The 16,889-nt window shown below is 73.6% G+C and carries 10 protein-coding genes; 3 read left to right on the top strand and 7 right to left on the bottom strand.

Going from position 1 to position 16,889, the window contains the following annotated elements:
- Positions 1–189 precede the first annotated feature (189 nt).
- The 4 genes from ACWEN6_RS04590 to ACWEN6_RS04575 form a co-directional block, all read right to left on the bottom strand.
- Positions 190–1,659: a DUF5719 family protein gene (locus ACWEN6_RS04590; protein WP_452568950.1), complete on the bottom strand. Its 1,470-nt coding sequence runs from the start codon at positions 1,657–1,659 to the stop codon at positions 190–192.
- A complete protein-coding gene (locus ACWEN6_RS04585) occupies positions 1,656–4,730 on the bottom strand; it encodes a glycosyltransferase family 2 protein (RefSeq protein WP_452568949.1) in 3,075 nt (1,024 codons plus the stop codon). Before ACWEN6_RS04585 ends, ACWEN6_RS04590 begins: the two co-directional genes overlap by 4 nt.
- 282 nt (positions 4,731–5,012) lie before the next feature.
- Positions 5,013–5,255 carry a WhiB family transcriptional regulator gene (locus ACWEN6_RS04580; protein ID WP_184889896.1) on the bottom strand — a complete coding sequence of 81 codons (243 nt, stop codon included), beginning with the start codon at positions 5,253–5,255 and terminating at the stop codon, positions 5,013–5,015.
- 278 nt (positions 5,256–5,533) lie between these two features.
- Positions 5,534–8,281 (bottom strand): hypothetical protein, encoded by a 2,748-nt coding sequence (locus ACWEN6_RS04575; RefSeq protein WP_452568948.1) that lies wholly within the window; start codon positions 8,279–8,281, stop codon positions 5,534–5,536.
- 266 nt (positions 8,282–8,547) lie between these two features.
- On the opposite strand from ACWEN6_RS04575, the gene cofD reads away from it, so the two are divergent.
- Together cofD and ACWEN6_RS04565 are read left to right on the top strand one after the other, a co-directional pair.
- Positions 8,548–9,474: a 2-phospho-L-lactate transferase gene (gene cofD, locus ACWEN6_RS04570; protein ID WP_452568947.1), complete on the top strand. Its 927-nt coding sequence runs from the start codon at positions 8,548–8,550 to the stop codon at positions 9,472–9,474.
- Positions 9,471–10,736: a coenzyme F420-0:L-glutamate ligase gene (locus ACWEN6_RS04565; RefSeq protein WP_452568946.1), complete on the top strand. Its 1,266-nt coding sequence runs from the start codon at positions 9,471–9,473 to the stop codon at positions 10,734–10,736. Before cofD ends, ACWEN6_RS04565 begins: the two co-directional genes overlap by 4 nt.
- 31 nt (positions 10,737–10,767) lie before the next feature.
- Here ACWEN6_RS04565 and ACWEN6_RS04560 read toward each other — a convergent pair whose 3' ends face one another.
- Both ACWEN6_RS04560 and ACWEN6_RS04555 read right to left on the bottom strand, forming a co-directional pair.
- On the bottom strand, positions 10,768–12,456 hold the full coding sequence (locus tag ACWEN6_RS04560; protein WP_452568945.1) for a substrate-binding and VWA domain-containing protein: 1,689 nt from the start codon (positions 12,454–12,456) through the stop codon (positions 10,768–10,770).
- 223 nt (positions 12,457–12,679) lie between these two features.
- Positions 12,680–13,453 carry a helix-turn-helix domain-containing protein gene (locus ACWEN6_RS04555; RefSeq protein WP_452568944.1) on the bottom strand — a complete coding sequence of 258 codons (774 nt, stop codon included), beginning with the start codon at positions 13,451–13,453 and terminating at the stop codon, positions 12,680–12,682.
- An 87-nt stretch (positions 13,454–13,540) separates the two neighbouring features.
- On the opposite strand from ACWEN6_RS04555, the gene ACWEN6_RS04550 reads away from it, so the two are divergent.
- The gene (locus ACWEN6_RS04550) at positions 13,541–13,957 is read left to right on the top strand and encodes a nuclear transport factor 2 family protein (RefSeq protein WP_452568943.1); all 417 of its coding nucleotides are present in this window, start codon (positions 13,541–13,543) and stop codon (positions 13,955–13,957) included.
- A 125-nt stretch (positions 13,958–14,082) separates the two neighbouring features.
- On the opposite strand, the gene ACWEN6_RS04545 is transcribed toward ACWEN6_RS04550, so the two are convergent.
- Entirely contained in the window at positions 14,083–16,767 is a 2,685-nt protein-coding gene (locus ACWEN6_RS04545) for a bifunctional FO biosynthesis protein CofGH (protein WP_452568942.1), read from the bottom strand.
- Between the last annotated feature and the right edge of the window lie 122 nt (positions 16,768–16,889).

The raw sequence follows: 16,889 nt of genomic DNA, 5'->3' as shown, positions 1-16,889 counted from the left end.
CCCTGGGCGGCCGAGCGCCGTCCCGGCGGGTGCCCTTGTGCGCCGTCCACGAACACGCCCCAGGTCGGGCGCCGTAGAGCGGCGCCGGCATCGCCGTACCACGACCCGCCGTCCCGGCGCCGATCACACCCAATGCGAACGGGGGCAGAGCCCGACCCCCGGGATGGCTGCGGTCACCTCACCGGACGGCTAGTCGCCGGCGCCGGAGGGCGGGGCCGGGCGGTCGGGCAGGACCACGTCGGAGGACTCCTGGACCGGCGGGGCGATCACCCAGGTGCGCGCCAGGGCGAGAGGCTGGGCGGTGAGCAGCAACCCGTCGGGGGTGCGCTCGTCCAGCACCCTGCCCCCGTACACCGGCCCCGACTTCGGCTGCGGCGTCACCACGACGCTGAAGTCGCCGCCGCCCGGCGGGGCGAGCTTGATCTCCTTGGTGCGCGCGGCGGGGATCTCGACGTCCACCGGAGGGGGCGCGGCGCCGCGCTTGGGCAGCACCTGGACGCGCACCTCGGCCCGCGCGCCGGGCGCCGAGAGGATCAGGCGGGACGAGACGTCCTTGCCGCCCCGGTTGTCGGCCACCACGCTGCCGAACTCGATGGCCGGAGCCCCGGCCGTGAACGCGACGTCCGGTTTGCTCCCCGTGCCGGTGGCCATGACCCCGGCCACGATGGGGACGTCCGCGGTGAGCACCATCGCCGCCGGCTGGCCGCCGATGCCCGTGGACAGGTCGAGCGAGGCCGTGGACCCGGCGGGCACGTCCAGCGACTCGCGGTTCTTCATGGCGAAGAAGGCGTCGGCGGTCAGGGCTTTCACGTGCACGACGGTGTCGGTCTCCCCCGGGGCCGTGACGTACAGCTCGCGCCGGCCGCCGCCGCCCGGGATTCCCGGGACCACGACCGTCCTGGCCGGCGCGGCCGCGGCGGGAAGCCAGTCGGCGCCCTTGCCCTTGCCGAGCACCGCCCGCGCCGAGGCGGCCACCCGGCCGGTGATGGTGCGCACCTCGATGGCCATGACCAGCGGCGAGGGCGCGAGGTCGCGCAGGTGCACGGTGCGGTGCTCGCCCGGCTTGAGCACCAGGCTGTTGCCGCGGTCGCTCACGACCGGGCCCTCGCCGGCGTAGACCAGGACCTCGGCGATGGCGTCGGCGGCGTCGGCGTTGGCCAGGTAGAGCACCACGTCGGCGGCGGCGGGGCCGGGGCCGACGAACCACGCCCCCGCGCCGGGCTCGGCGCACCGCACCCCGGCCAGGCCGCGCGCCGTGCCCTTGAGCCGCCGGGTGGTCTGCGCGGCCTCCAGGCCGGCGGCCATCGCGCCGCTGCCGGAGACCTCCAGCGGGCCGGACTTGGCCGGCGCCTCGCGCTGCCACAGCACGCCGGGCCCTTCGAGCCGCGCGACGGAGGGGGCCTTGCCACCGGGCTCGGTGACCTCCGCGACCGTGGCCACCCCGTCGCCCTTGCCGCCCGGCGGGGTGATCGCGCTGACGCGCGCGCCGGCCGGGTCGGGGCAGACGGTGGAGACCGACTCCACGGCGACCCTGCCGGGCGGAGGGACGGGGACGGGCGCGACGCCCTGGCGGGTGACGAACGCCACGCCGAACAAGGCCCCGAGGGCTATCAGCACCAGCGCGAGGAACCCGAACCGGTTCTCGATCAGCGCCCTCACCGGACCAGCACCTCCTGGGGTTCGCGCTCGACCGCGGGCTCGGCGTACTCCTCGACGGTCTCGGCGCCGCGGGCGCCGGGCGAGGCCAGGATGAGGACCAGGACGACCAGGACGAGCTGCGCCCACAGCCACGCGTCGTGCCAGAAGGCTCCGTAGGCCACGGTGACGCGTCCACCGGCGGCGGGGGCCTCGAAGCCCTGCGCCCACCCGTCGACGGTGCGCGCCGCGAGCGAGGTGCCGCCGGCGGCGGCCGTCCACCCTCCGGCGGGCTCGGCCAGCACCAGGACGCGCTGCGCGGGCCCGGGCGGGACGGTGACCGTCATCCCGCCGCCGGGCGTGCCGGTGTACTCGACCGGGGTGCGCCGGCCGTCGGGCGCCAGCAGGTAGGCCCGCCCGAGCGGCTGGACCATCCGCCACAGCCCGCCGTCCGGCGAGAGGTTCATCCGCGCGAGCGCCGGGTCGGCGTCCAGGGAACGGCGGACCCCGGCGTCCACGGGACCGGGGACGACGACGAAGCGGACGCCGTAGGCGGCCAGCGCGACGGCGTCGTCCCCGCCGCGGCCGGAGATGACGCCCGCCAGGACGTCCGACAGCCGGCGGCGCGTGGTGGCGGGGACCGGGAGCTCGGTCTCGCCGATCAGCGGGGTGCGCCCGCGCAGGATGGTGAAGCTCAGCAGGCCGTCCGCGCCCGAGCGGAGCACGACCGTGCTCTCGCCCCGCGTCGAGGCCGCCGCGACGAAGTCGGTGATCACGCTGGGCACGCCGCGCCGCAGCGGCCCGCTCACGCCGTCCTTGACCCACAGGCCCGCCACCAGGACGGGTGAGACACAGGCCACCATGACCATGAGGACGGCGACCACGCGGCGCAGGCCGCCCGCCCGGTGCAACTCGATGACGCGGTGGCCGGTGAGCGCGGCGGCGACGATGAGACCGGTGGCGGCGAAGGCCAGCGGCACTCCCGGCCAGGCGGGGGCGCCGTCGACCGGGACGCGGGCCGCCACGGTGGCCACCAGGACGCCGAAGACGGTGACGCCCCAGCCGACGACCACCACCATCTGGTGGCGGCGGAACAGCAGGGCGGCCAGCGCGGCGGCGATCAGACCGCCGGTCACCCAGATCGGCGGCACCCCGGGGCCGCCCGGACTGAGCAGCAGCAGGGCCGCCGGCGGCAGCCGGGGGTCGACCAGGCCGGGCCGGTGCAGGCCCGCTTCGAGCAGGATGCGCCCGGGGTCGGCGGCGAGCTGCAGCAGCCACGGGAACAGCAGCACGACCGGCACGGCCATCGCGATGCCGAGCGAGAGGCCCACCCCGCGCCTCACCCCGCCGAACGAGACCGCGGCGAGGCCGCCGAGCACCGCGACCAGCACGTACACCAGCGGGGCGAACGCCGTGCCCACCGCGAGCAGCAGGCCGAGCGCCCACGCGGCCCGGCGCGCACTGCGGCGCTCGCCCGTGATGACCTTGGCGGCGAAGGCGGCGTAGGCGGGGAGCAGGACGAAGACCATCGCCGTGCCGAGCCGCCCGGCCGCGACGGCGCCGGTCGCCACCGGCAGCAGCGCGTAGGAGGCGGCCAGCCAGACCCGGGCCAGCGGATGGGAGATCATCGACCGGGTCGCGACGTACGCCGACAGGCCGGCGAGCGGAACGCAGCCGAGCAGCAGCACCGAGACCGCCAGCCACGTCTTGCCGAGGAAAAGCGTCGACAGGGCGGCCAGGACGGCGACGTACGGCGGGGCCCAGCCGTCGGAGCCGAGCCCCGCGGCGTGGTAGCCAGAGGTGTAGAACGCCCACAGGTCGGAGGCGCCGCCCACGACCGGCACGAGCGCGCCCCCGCCGAGCAGGCCGCCGTACAGCAGCGACCGCTCGGCGGCCACCGTGACGGCCACCAGGGCCAGGCACAGCAGCACGCCGGGGTTGCCGAAGAGGCGCTGCATCAGCCCGGCGTCGGTCAGCAGCTCTTCGCCGTCGTCCTCGCGGGACGACTCGGAGATCACCGCGTGGTGGCGGCCCGCGGAGTCGATCGGCCCCGACCCCGACAGGTAACCCTGCACCATGTCGGTCAGCCGGCGAAACGCCATGCCCGACGGCGTGAACAGCCGTTTGACCTTGGGGTATCCCTGTTTCCTGCCCTGCCTTCTGGCTTTGCGCGCCCTGAGCAGGCGGCGCGGGCCGCCGATGACGGAGGCGAACGCCGCCACCTCGTCCAGGGCGTTGGCCGGCTGCTTGGCCAGCAGCAGCAACAGGGTGCGGAACAGCGAGACGACGAGGTTGCGCGCCATCGACCACAGCATCGACCGGAACGGCAGGTTCGCCATGATCACGAACATGGCGTTGCGCCGGTCGAGCCTGCGCGGGTGGACGTCACTCACCGACATGCGCCGCCTGCGCCGCGTCGCCGCCTCGGCGTGCCAGGCGACCGCGTCGGTGACGCACAGCACGCGGTGGCCGGCGGCGGTGGCGCGCCAGCACAGGTCGAGGTCGTCGCGGAACATGGGCAGCGCGGCGTCGAGCCCGCCGAGCTGATCCCACACGTCGCGGCGGATGAGCATGCCTGCCGTGGACACCGCCAGCACCTCGTGCACACCGTCGTGCTGCCCCTGGTCGTACTCGCGCGGCTCCAGCCCGGTGTCGCGGCGGCCGGACCGGTCGACGGTCACGCCTATCTCGAGCAGGATGCGGCGGTCGAGCCAGTCGCGCAGCTTGGGGCCGAGGATGGTGGCCTTCTTGTCGGCCGCGGCGGCCCAGAGCAGGGCCTCCAGTGCCCGCCTGTCGGGCACGCAGTCGTCGTGCAGCAGCCAGATCCACTCTTCGCCGCCGGTGCGCGGCAGGCGTTCGAGGACCGCCGCGACCGCCTCGCCGAACCCGGTGGAGCGGGGCATGGTGAGGACGGCGTTCGGGCCGAACGCCTCGGTGAGCATCTTGGCGCCGCCGTCGCGGCTGCCGTTGTCCACGCCGACGACCCGGTCGAGGGGGCGCGTCTGGTGCAGAACCCCCTGCAGCGTCTCTTTCAACCAGCGTGCGCCGTCATGGGAGACGACGATCGCTGTGACCGATGGACGCGGCGGTTGCACGGAGAGGGTGTCCTTGGGGGCTCGTGTGGCTTTGCGCCGATCACGATACGGCACCTCGGGTACGCGGAGTCCGCCAGTCCGTCAATCCGGTCGGCGCCCGTCGCTTTCAGGCACACCAGCGCCGGCGCCACGGCGTCCGCCCCGCCGACCACGTCCCCTCGCCCGGTCGGCGGCTGTGGGCTCCCCTGCCCACGGCCGGCGGCCGTGACCGTGATCTCGCGGCGTCGCTCGTGACGTCGTCACCACCGGCGGCGCCGAAGGATCGGCGCCCGCCGGGCCGGCTCAGCCGGCCTCTCGCTTGATCCTGCGCCGTTCCCGCTCGGACAATCCCCCCCAGATGCCGAACCTCTCGTCATGCTGCAAGGCGTACTCGAGGCACTCGGCCCGCACTTCGCAGGACCGGCACACCTTCTTCGCCTCGCGCGTGGAACCGCCCTTCTCTGGAAAAAACGCCTCCGGATCCGTCTGCGCGCACAGGGCGCGCTCTTGCCATCCCAGCTCTTCCGCGCCGAGCATCTGTGCCATGACCAGATCGGTCACTGCACACCTCCTGCTGATAGCCCGCCCGCCCCGCAACGGAGCCCCCCTTTTGAACACCTTCCTCAATACCCAGCATGTGAAAGGCGTAACTACACAGTTGTAATTACACGCGTGTGCCGCGTGTGGCGTCAAGCGGCATGCCAGTATCCGGGGAAAGACCAGCTCACCCCGGTATGCGAGCATCGGTGGCATCCGCGAGCCGCGTCCGTGACGCCGATCCGGCGTGTGCGGCGGCCTTCCGCGATTCCCGATCTTCTATGCCCTCAGCGGTCGGGACCGTACCAGCGCGACCCCTGATCGGACCCTTGCCCTGTCTGATCTCTACCCTCGCTTTCCTCCGGCCTTGCCTGGGAGGACCTGTCGGGGGCGTAGATGGCGGTGGGGTCGATCGGCTCGTCGCGCCGGGCCGCCGCGGGGGACGGCGGCATCGGCGCGTTCAGCGGGTCGTTCTGAAAGGCCTTCGGGTCGAAGCGCACGGTCTTCTCCGCGGGCTCCTCCCAGGCGGCCTGGCTCGGCCGGCCGCCCTGGTAGGACGCCTGCTCGTGCTGCGGCCGGTCCTGGCCGGGCGAGTAGGGCTGGTCCTGGACCGGCCGGTACCCCTGCGCGTCGGCCGGCGGCTGCGTACCGTAACCCCCGGAGTCCGCCGGAGACGGCGCGCCATAGCCTCCGGAGTCCGCCGGAGACCGCGTGCCGTAGCTACCGGAGTCCGCAGGGGACTGCGAACCATAGCCTCCCGGGTCCGCAGGGGACTGCGGGTGACCGAAAGGACCGCCGTAGGTGGGGGTGTAGTCGGGTGAGCGCACCGGCTGCGTGCCGGTGTACTCCGAACCACTGCCCTGGCCGCCGCCGAGGTCGGACGACGACGTCCCCCCGGCGCCGCCCTGCGTCTGCTGGTAGCTCTGGGCCTGCTGGTAGGCCTGGGCGATCTGCTGCTGGCGCGGGTCGCCCGCCGCCTCGGCGTACAGCGGGGACGGCTCGGCCGCACGCCCGAAGTCGCCGGAGGAGTAGCCCCCGTAGGACTCCCCGCCCGCCCCGGCCTGCCCGTAGGAGTTCGGCTGCGTCGTCGCCTGCCCGTAGGAAGAGGAGGAGGACGACGAGGACGAGGACGACGCGTCGAGCGGAGCGGCCTGCGAGCCGGTCTGACCGTACGAGGGCGACTGGTCGAGCGGGCTCGACTGCGGACCCGTTTGACCGTACGACGACGGCTGGTCCAGCGGGCTCGGCTGACCGTACGAGGGCGACTGGTCGAGCGGACTGGACTGCGGACCCGTTTGACCATACGACGACGGCTGGTCCAGCGGGCTCGGCTGCGGGCTGGTCTGACCATACGACGGCTGGTCCAGCGGGCTCGGCTGCGGGCTGGTCTGACCGTACGACGGCTGGTCCAGCGGGCTCGACTGCGCACCGGTCTGACCATACGACGACGGCTGGTCCAGCGGGCTCGGCTGCGCACCGGTCTGACCGTACGACGGCTGGTCCAGCGGACTGGGCTGCGGACCCGTCTGACCATACGACGACGGCTGGTCCAGCGGGCTCGACTGCGCACCGGTCTGACCGTACGACGGCTGGTCCAGCGGACTGGGCTGCGGACCCGTCTGACCATACGACGACGGCTGGTCCGGCGAGCCGTTCTGGCCGTAGCCGCCCCCCGCGCTCTGCGACTGCTGGCCGTAGGTCGGAGACAGGTCGAAGGCGGGCGGGGTGTCGTTGGCGGGCAGGGCCTGGCGGGCGCCGGTGGTGAAGGCGTCCGGGGTGGTGAAGCTCCCGCTCGCCGCCGGCGGAGCGTAGGGAGAAGGCGTCTGCGCGTAGGGGTCGGCGGCCGGCGGGTTCTGCCCGGACGGCTGCTGCGGGTACGGGGAGGAGGGCGGCTGCCCGAAGGCCCCGCCGCCAGGCTGCTGCCCGAAGGCCCCGCCGCCAGGCTGCTCGTACGACGACCCCGGCGACTGCGGCTCGTAGGCTCCGGCGCCCGGCTTGTCGTAGGACCCGGAGGACTGCGGCTCGTACCCGCCGCCGGAGGTCCGCGGCTGCTCGTACGACGCGGACGGCGGCTCGTAGGACCCGGACGGCTGCGGCTCGTAGGACCCGGGCGACTGCGGCTCGTAGGCGCCCGGCGTCTGCGCGCGCTGCGCGTCCGGCTGCCCGTAGGGGTCGGCGGACGCCTGCGCCGGCGCGTACGGGTCGACCGGCTGGGAGGGCTGCACGGAGTACAGGCCGGGCGGAGGGGGCAGCGCCGGCTGGTAGGCGGCCTGGCCGTTGTACGGGCCGCCCTGCTGCCCGGCCCGCTCGGGATGACCCGGCTGGGAGCCCTGCTGCTGAGGACCGGCCTGCTGAGGCGCGGGCTGCTGCTGGGGATGGCCGGGCTGCTCGGCGCCCTGCCCCTGGGGCGGGCCCGCCTGCTCGCGGAACCCGTGCCCCGGCTGTCCCGGGTACCCGTGCTCGGGCTGCCCCTGGAACGCGGGCTGCGGCTGCTCGTGGAACCCGTGCAGGCCCTGCTCCTGGAACCCGTGCTGCGGCTGTCCCTGGAAGCCGTGCTGAGGCTGCTCCTGGAAGCCGTGCTGGGGGCCCGGCTGCCCGGGGTGTCCCTGGGGCACGAAGCCGGGGGCGCCGAACGCCTCCTGACGGGGCTTGGACGCCGCGGGGGCGGCCGATGGGAGCACCGACATCGCGTACACCAGCCCGACCACGGTCAGAGCGAGGGAGGGCAGGCCGGTCAACAGGTATTCGATCACTCCGAGACCGCCGCCCGCGCCGCCGATGAGCACGCCGATCAGGGCGATCGCCCCGAACACGGCGGACACCGCGAGCGCGATGACGGCGACGAGGTTGACCAGGCGGGCGCGGGGGGTGGGCGGCCCGAAGCGGGTGACCAGGACGACCGCGCCGAGCGCGAGGGCCACGTTGACCGGCGAGTCCAGTCTGAGCAGCGAGGAGGCCGCCCTGACGCCGAAGGGCAGGCCGGAGCCGAGGAACAGGCTCTCCACCCCGACCAGGACCTGTGCGCAGGCCGTCACAACCATGATCCAGGCCGCAGGCTCGCGGAGCCGCCCGGGCTCTACTTTGACCACAACTACCCCCCAATTGGGTCCATACGGCAACCGCAGTTTTGCACATCTCCGCACTTTGGGGGCACGAGACCCAAGAACCTCATTGATCACATAAGACCATCTTGTCCGGTTTTTTCGGCTCGCATCCGCTATGGAGCAGGGGTTTCGCGGCCCTCCCCCACCGCCGTCCGGCCCGGGCCGGACCAAGGAGACGGCAATGGAACACTTGACACATGCGCATCCTCTCCCTGGCCGGCGGCATCGGGGGCGCCCGCTTCCTCCGCGGGCTCCAGGCCGCCGCCCCCGAGGCGGAGATCACCGTCATCGGCAACACCGGTGACGACATCACGCTGTTCGGGCTCCGCGTCTGTCCCGACCTCGACACCGTCATGTACACCCTCGGCGGCGGCATCGACGAGGAGCAGGGCTGGGGCCGGGCCGACGAGCACCACGTCGTCAAAACCGAGCTGGCCGCCTACGGCATGGAGCCCCAGTGGTTCGGCCTCGGCGACCGCGACATCGCCACCCACATCGTCCGCACCCAGATGCTGAACGCCGGCTACCCGCTGTCGGCGGTCACCGAGGCGCTGTGCGACCGCTGGAAGCCCGGCGTGCGGCTGATCCCGATGACCGACGACCGCGCCGAGACCCACGTGATCGTCGAGGACGAGCAGGGCCGCCGCGCGATCCACTTCCAGGAGTGGTGGGTGCGCCTGCGCGCCTCGGTGCCCGCCCGGCAGATCGTCCTGGTCGGCGCGGAGGACGCCAAGCCCGCGCCCGGCGCGCTGGAGGCGATCGAGCGGGCCGACGTGGTGATCCTGCCCCCGTCCAACCCGGTGGTGAGCATCGGGACGATTCTGCAAATTCCCGGCATCCGCGAGGCCCTTTCGGCCAAGACCGTGGTCGGCGTCTCACCCATCATCGGCGGCGCCCCGGTGCGCGGCATGGCCGACGCGTGCCTGACCGCCATCGGCGTGGAGACCAGCGCCCAGGCCGTGCTGGAGCTCTACGGCTCGCGCCTGGTCTCCGGCTGGCTGGTGGCCGAGCAGGACGCCGGCGTCGCGCTGGAGGGGGTGCGCGTGGTCGCCAGGCCACTGCTCATGACCGACGTCGAGGCCACCGCCGGCATCGCCCGCGCCGCGCTGGAGCTGGCCGGATGATCAGCGTCCACGGGGTGCCCGGACTGCCCGAGGTGCGGCCCGGCGACGATCTCGCCGAGCTGATCGCGCGCGCGGTGCCCGATCTCGCCGACGGCGACATCCTCGTCGTCACCTCCAAGATCGTGAGCAAGGCCGAGGGCCGCGTCCGCGAGGCGGACGGCCGCGCCGAGGCGATCGCCCAGGAGACCGAGCGGGTGGTCGCCCGCCGCGGCGACACCGTCATCGCCCAGACCCGCCACGGCTTCGTCATGGCGGCGGCCGGGGTGGACGCCTCCAACACCGAGCCGGGCACCGTGCTGCTCCTGCCGCTGGACCCGGACGCCTCGGCCCGCCGCATCCGGTCCGGCCTGCCGGTGCGGGCCGGGGTGATCCTGTCGGACACCTTCGGCCGCCCCTGGCGCAACGGGCTCACCGACGTGGCGATCGGGGCGGCCGGCGTCCGTCCGCTCGACGACCTCCGCGGCCGCTCCGACGCCTACGGCAACCCGCTGTCGGCGACGGTGACGGCGCTGGTCGACGAGATCGCGGCGGCGGCCGAGCTGGTCAAGGGCAAGCTCGACGGGGTGCCGGTGGCCGTCGTGCGGGGGCTGTCCCACCTGGTGACCGACGAGGACGGCCCGGGGGTGCGCCCGCTGGTCCGCCCCGCCGACGAGGACATGTTCCGGTACGGCTCGGCCGACGTGCTGTTCGCGCGGCGCACGATCAGGGAGTTCTCCGCCGAGCCGGTGGACCCGGCCGCCGTCAGGCGGGCCGTGGCCGCCGCGGTCAGCGCGCCCGCCCCGCACCACACGACGCCCTGGCGGTTCGTGCTGCTGGAGTCGGCGGGCGCGCGCGAGAAGCTGCTGGACGCCATGCTCGCGGCCTGGGTGCGCGACCTGCGCGCCACCGGGTTCACCGAGGAGTCGATCGCCCGCCGCGTGCGGCGCGGGGACGTCCTGCGTCGGGCCCCGTACCTGGTGGTCCCCTGCCTGGTGATGGAGGGGTCCCACACCTATCCCGACGAGCGCCGCAACGCCGCCGAGCGCGAGATGTTCGTCGTCGCCACCGGCGCGGGCGTGCAGAACCTCCTGGTGCACCTCGCCGTCGAGGGCCTGGGGTCGGCGTGGGTCTCCTCGACGATGTTCTGCCGCGAGGTCGTGCGCGAGGTGCTGGACCTGCCCGGCACCTGGGATCCGATGGGCGCCGTCGCGGTCGGCCACGCGGCCGCGCCGCCGCGCGACCGCCCGCCGCGCGACCCCGCCGACTTCATCGTCACCCGCTGATTCCGGCCCTCCGGCGCCCACGGGCCGGGGCTCAGCGGGGCCGGCCGCAGGTCGGGTGGCACAGGCGGCGCGCCAGGGCGCTGAGGAAGACGTCGATGATCTCCCCCGGCTCGGAGGCCACGTGCAGTGATCCGTTGGTGATCGAGACGATCTCACCGAGCGCCGCGCGGTCCACGTCCTTGCCGAAGGCGATCACGATGATCTGGACCGGGTGGTCGGGGTCCCAGGCGTCGCGCAGCCCGCGGGCCAGTTCCTGCCGCGACATCCCGGCGCCGTCGTCCCTGCCCGCCGTGATGACCAGCAGCGAGTTGTTCATCGCCGGGTCGTACTTGGCGGTGACCTCCCGGAAGCCGGCGAGGATCGTGTCGTAGAGGGAGCTGTCGCGGTCGTCGTAGGGCTTGAGCGTCTGGGTGAGCCCGTCCAGCCGGGAGCGCCGGGTGAACTGGTCGTCATCGCCGTCGGGCTGGGTGATCGGACCGAGGCCCACCAGCGGGCGGTAGCCCTTGCGGCCGCCGAGCCCCTTGGCGAACTCCCACAGCCCCATGCGGGTGGACCCGGGGAAGAGCTGAAGGCCGAGGTGGGCGGCCTTGAGCGCCACGGAGTGCCGGGTGGCGCCCTTCTCCCCGGCGATCGGCTCGGCCATGTGCCGCCCGGCGTCGGCCAGCACCAGGATGTTGCTGGGCGGGGCCAGGCGGCTCCACGCGTCGAGGGCCTCGTCGATCACCGCCTGGGTGATGGACGGGCGCGGGCGCGGCCGCTCCGAGGGGATCTCCGGTCCCGCGCCGAGCGGCGGGTCCTGCCCGTCGGGGAGCCGGAAGCCGCCGCGCCGCGCCGCCGCCCCGACCTGCGGCGAGCGCAGCCAGTCGCCGAAGAGCCGCGCCCCGGCGGCGTCGGCCGGGTCGGGGCTGGTGACGACGTAGGGGTAGTCGAGCATGATCGTGCCCTCTTTGGGGTGCAGCGCGACGAGCGGGTCGCCGGAGGGCGCCCGGTCGTACAGCCACACCGACTGCTCGGGCACGACGACGACGGGCCGCTGCCAGAAGGAGCGGTCGTCGACGGCGGCGAGCATCGAGCGGTAGTCGGGCGCGGAGCCGGCCTGGGCCATGCGCACGAAGGCGGTCAGCTCCCTGGCCCCCTTGTCGCCGGTGCCGGCGATGTCCGTGGCCGCGGCGACGGTCGCGATGCCGGCGCCCGCGACCGACGGATCGGGGATGCGGACGACGTCCGGCTCGTCCTTGGTCGGTTCCAGCCGGCCGCGCGCCGTCGCCGGGAAGATCATCTCCCAGCTCATCTCGGTCTTCCCCGTCGCGAACCGCCGGGCGAGCGAGCGCCGGGTGGCGAAGACCAGCGGCGAGGTGGCGACGACGGTCTCGTCCGGCGCGATGCCCGGCGCGCCCTGCTTGCGCGCCAGCCGCACCCACGCCGAGGAGTCGGCGATCCACGCGTCCGGGCGCCCGGCGAGCACGCCCGCCTGGTCGCCGATCAGCGTGCGCAGGACGGGCGCGGGCGACTGCTCGGTGACCTGGACCAGGACGCAGCGCCCGTCCACCGCCGCCTTGCGCGCGTTGAAGCTCTCGGCCGCCTCCATGGCGACGGGGGCGATGTCCACCGCGGCGTCCACGCCGACCAGCACCGGATCGCGGCCGGAGCACGGGCCGCCGCTCCTGGTGAGGACCACCGCGACCGCGCCCGCGACCAGCGCGAGGACGAGCAGCGTCACGGGCAGGGCGCGACGCCGGCCGCGCGGGCGCGCGGGCTCGAGGATCGGGTCCGCGCGGTGCCGACCTGGCCGACCAGACGCCACGGTTCGCCTTTCTGGGTCGCGTGCGAGAGGACGAGTCGGACGATTCTCCCAACCGTCACCGTAGGGGGCGCAAGTACCCGCACAGCAGGAAAGAGAACTTGTTATAACTCTGTCTGATAACGCCCCACAGCCCAGGCGACTACCCGCCGGCGTCGGGGGCGGCGAAGTAGGCGGCGCTGTCGGCGTCCGTCGGGTAGTACGACTCGATCGCGATCTCGTCCAGGGTGATGTCCATCGGAGTGCCGAACGTGGTCGTCGTCGAGAACAGCCGCAGTTCGCGCCCGCCGAAGCGGAAGACCATCGGGACGGCGACCTCGGACTCGACCGGTCGGCTCCCGTCCCCCGGATAGGGAGCCAGGAGTTCCTCGTAGAGTGCGGTGACCTCGGGGTCGGGAGCCGTGGCGAGCTGCCGTGCGATCCGGATACGCAGCAGCGCACGCACCTGCGCCAGGTTGACGATGTGCGGAGCGAGCCCTCGCGGGTCCAGCCCGAGCCGCACCATGTTGATCGGCGGGACCAGCAGGTCGGGGGCGACGCCCGCGAGGAACGGGCCGATGGCGCGATTGCTCATCACGATGTCCCACCGGCGATCGATGGCCAGCGCCGGATACGGCTCATGTGCGCGCAGCACCCGTTCGATCGCGTCCCAGGCCGCCGACAGCGCCTCCTGCCCGATCGGCCGCTCGGCATAGCGGGGTGCGAAGCCGGCGGCCAGCAGCAGCCGGTTGCGCTCTCGCAACGGCACGTCGAGCTGCTCGGCCAGTCGCAGGATCATCTCGGCGCTCGGGCGGGACTTGCCGGTCTCCACCAGGCTGACGTGACGAGCCGACACCTCCGCGGCGAGCGCGAGATCCAGCTGGCTGAGCCGCCGGCGATGCCGCCACTGCCGCAGCAGTTCCCCCACCGTGTACATGGGCCACGATGCTACTCATCGACGAATAGAACACCATGAAATGCCATTTCATCGACAAATATCCCGAACGCGGAAAAACTGCTGGTCGTGACCACGCAGAACACGACCCACGACAACAAGAACATCGTCCAGCGAGCGCTGACCGCACTGGTCGCCACCGGCGACGTCGACGCGCTCGCGCCATTGCTGAGCGACGACTTCCTCCACCACCGTCCGGACGCGACCTCCAGGACGAAGCCGGAATGGCTGGCCGCCGTGGACGCCGCGCTCGTCCCGCTCGCCGGCATGCAGGTCGAGATCCTGCACCTGCTGGCCGACGGCGATCACGTCGTGATGCATTCGCGGCGCCGGCCGCCCGGTGCCGGGCCGGAGATCACGGTCGTCGACATCTGGCGGCTCGACGACGGTCTGATCACCGAGGCATGGGAGATCATCGAGCCGGCGTCCCAGGCGGCCGCCAACCTGACGTGGTGGGAGGGGCCTCAGCACCCCGGCCACCGGTGACGCGCGCTCTCACCCGGGCGTCCGGGCATCCGGGCATCCGGGCCGGGAGAGTGACGGCTCCCGCTCGGAGGCCCGGCTGCGTTTCGGACTCTCGGGGCTGACGTGACGGACGTTCGCGGGCGCCTCTACGGGGCAAGGAGGGGGATCGTGCGGCGGATGCTCTGGCAGACCCCGTCGCTGGCCTGGGCCGCGGCCACGCGTTCGGCCGAGGGGACGCCGTAGCCGGTGGTTCGCTGGCGCAGCGGGCGTCCGGTCGGCTCCACCATCGCGGCGATGTCACTGATCGTCTTGTAGGAGCCGTTCTCCGAGCCGGCCATCCTGCTGATCGTCTCCTCCATGAGCGTCCCGCCCAGGTCGTTCACGCCGCCCGACAGCACGGCCCGGCACAGGTCGTCCTGGAGCTTGACCCACGAGCACTGGATGTTGGCGATCGCGCCGTGCAGCAGGACGCGCGCCAGCGCGTGGACGGCGCGGTTCTCCCGGGCCGTCGGCCCCGGGCGTGCGATGCCGGCCAGGTAGATCGGGGCGCTGTGATGCACGAACGGCAGCAGCACGAACTCCGAGAAGCCGCCGGTCTCCTCCTGGATGCGGCGGATCAGCCGGATGTGCGCCACCCAGTGGGCCGGGGTGTCCACATGGCCGTACATCATCGTCGAGGTCGTCGGAATGCCCACGCGGTGCGCGGTGGTGATCACCTCGACCCACTCGCGGGTCGGGAGCTTGCCCTTGGTGAGCACCCAGCGCACGTCGTCGTCCAGGATCTCCGCCGCCGTGCCGGGCAGCGAGTCGACCCCGGCCTCCTTGGCGGCCACCAGCCAGTCGTGGATCGACAGATTGGTCCGGCTGGCGCCGTTGATGACCTCCATCGGGGAGAAGGCGTGGACGTGCAGGTCCGGGCACCGCTCCTTCACCGCCCTGGCGATGTCGAAGTAGGCCGTTCCGGGCAGGTCGGGGTGGATGCCGCCCTGCATGCACACCTCGGTCGCCCCCGCCTCCCACGCCTCGGCGGCCCGGTCGGCGACCTGGTCCAGGGACAGGGTGAAGGCGTCGGCGTCGGTGCGCCGCTGCGCGAACGCGCAGAAGCGGCAGCCGGTGTAGCAGACGTTGGTGAAGTTGATGTTGCGGTTGACGACGTAGGTCACCTCGTCGCCGGCGGCCTCTCTCCGCAGGCCGTCGGCCACCCGGCACAGCTCCGCGAGGTCGGCGCCGTCCGCGCCGAGCAGCGTGAGGGCCTCGGCGTCGGTGAGTCCCGCCGGGTCGGTCTCCGCGCGGCGCAGGGCCGCGCGCATCTCCCCGTCGACGGCCCCCGCGCGCGCCGGGGCCGCCCCGGCCTGGGCCACCCCGGACTCAGCCGTCGCGGCCTGGGCCGCTCCGTCCGCGACCGCTTCTGTCACGGCCATCCCGGCCGAGGCGGCAGGCACGTCGCCCGGCGCGGCGCCGGCCGGGAGCCGGTCGCGCAGGGCGTCCCAGTCGCCGTAGACGCGGGCGAAGTCGTCGCGCCGGTCCTGCGCCCGCCCGGAGGCGTCCACCTCCACGTGCAGGTCGGTGCGCCCGGAGGCGGCGAACCCGCCGTCGGGCTCCTGCCACGGCCTGCCCTCGGGGTTCACCGGCCGGGCCAGGCCGGTCTCGAGGTCGGCCAGGGCCGCGACGTGGCCGCGCAGGCGCGGGTCCAGCCAGGGCTCGCCGGCCAGCACGTACTCGGGGTAGATCGTCAGGCGCTCCTTGAGCGTGAACCCGGCGGCGGCGGTGCGGGCCGCGAGCTCCTCGATGTGCGGCCAGGGCCGCTCGGGGTTCACATGATCGGGGGTCAGCGGCGAGACCCCGCCCCAGTCGTCGATGCCGGCCCTGATCATCAGGTCGTACTCGTCGCCGATGAGGTTGGGCGGCGCCTGGACGCGCGTCCGCCCGCCGAGCACGAGCCGGGTGACCGCGATGGTCGCGGCCAGTTCGCTGAGGTCGGCGTCCGGCATGCCGCGCATCGCGGTGTCGGGCTTGGCGCGGAAGTTCTGGACGATGACCTCCTGGACGCCGCCGTACTCCCGGGCGACCCGCCGGATCGCGAAGATCGACTCCGCGCGGTCGGCGACGGTCTCGCCGATGCCGATCAGGATGCCGGTCGTGAACGGCACATTGGAGCGGCCGGCGTCCTCCAGCACGCGCATGCGGACCGCGGGGTCCTTGTCCGGGGAGCCGTAGTGGGCCTGGCCCTTCTCCTCGAACAGCCGGCGGGAGGTCGTCTCCAGCATCATGCCCATGGACGGGGCGACCGGCTTGAGCCGTTGCAGGTCGCGCCAGGTCAGGACGCCGGGGTTGAGGTGCGGCAGCAGCCCGGTCTCCTCCAGGACGCCGATCGCCATGGCGCGCACGTAGGACAGGGTGTCGTCGTAGCCGTGGGCGTCCAGCCACTCGCGGGCCTGGTGCCAGCGGTCCTCGGGCCGGTCGCCGAGGGTGAACAGCGCCTCCTTGCATCCCATGGCGGCGCCCTGCCGGGCGATCTCCAGCACCTCGTCCGGGGTGAGGAACGGGGCGGGCAGCTTGCCGGGGGCGGTGGCGAACGTGCAGTAGCCGCAGCGGTCCCTGCACAACCGCGTGAGCGGGATGAACACCTTGCGGCTGTAGGTGACGACCTGCTCCCTGCCCACGGAGGCCAGCCCGGCGTCCCGGACGCGGCCGGCGTGGTCGAGGAGGCGGTCGAGGTCGGCGCCCCTCGCATGCAGGAGGACCGTCGCCTCCGCCGGGTCGAGCGCCTTGCCGTCCCTGGCCCGGGCCAGCGCCCGCCGCATGGCTGCGTCTGTGGGATTCGCGTTCATGCATCGCACAGTACGAAACCCTCGCGTCCCGGCCCTTGGGCGGGGGTGCGCCACGCGCTGTCACCGATCAACCTCCGGAGTCGGCGCGTACGCTCATGCGTTAAGAGGCTCTTAACGGTACT

The organism is Sphaerisporangium sp. NPDC004334 (assembly GCF_053602655.1).
This window is presented reverse-complemented; position numbering and strand designations above follow the sequence as displayed.

Bases quoted from the DNA above. Each gene is read 5' to 3' on its own strand.
- ACWEN6_RS04580 (WP_184889896.1), bottom strand. From the start codon at position 5,255: ATGGCACAGATGCTCGGCGCGGAAGAGCTGGGATGGCAAGAGCGCGCC.
- cofD (WP_452568947.1), top strand. From the start codon at position 8,548: ATGCGCATCCTCTCCCTGGCCGGCGGCATCGGGGGCGCCCGCTTCCTC.
- ACWEN6_RS04565 (WP_452568946.1), top strand. From the start codon at position 9,471: ATGATCAGCGTCCACGGGGTGCCCGGACTGCCCGAGGTGCGGCCCGGC.
- ACWEN6_RS04555 (WP_452568944.1), bottom strand. From the start codon at position 13,453: ATGTACACGGTGGGGGAACTGCTGCGGCAGTGGCGGCATCGCCGGCGG.
- ACWEN6_RS04545 (WP_452568942.1), bottom strand. From the start codon at position 16,767: ATGAACGCGAATCCCACAGACGCAGCCATGCGGCGGGCGCTGGCCCGG.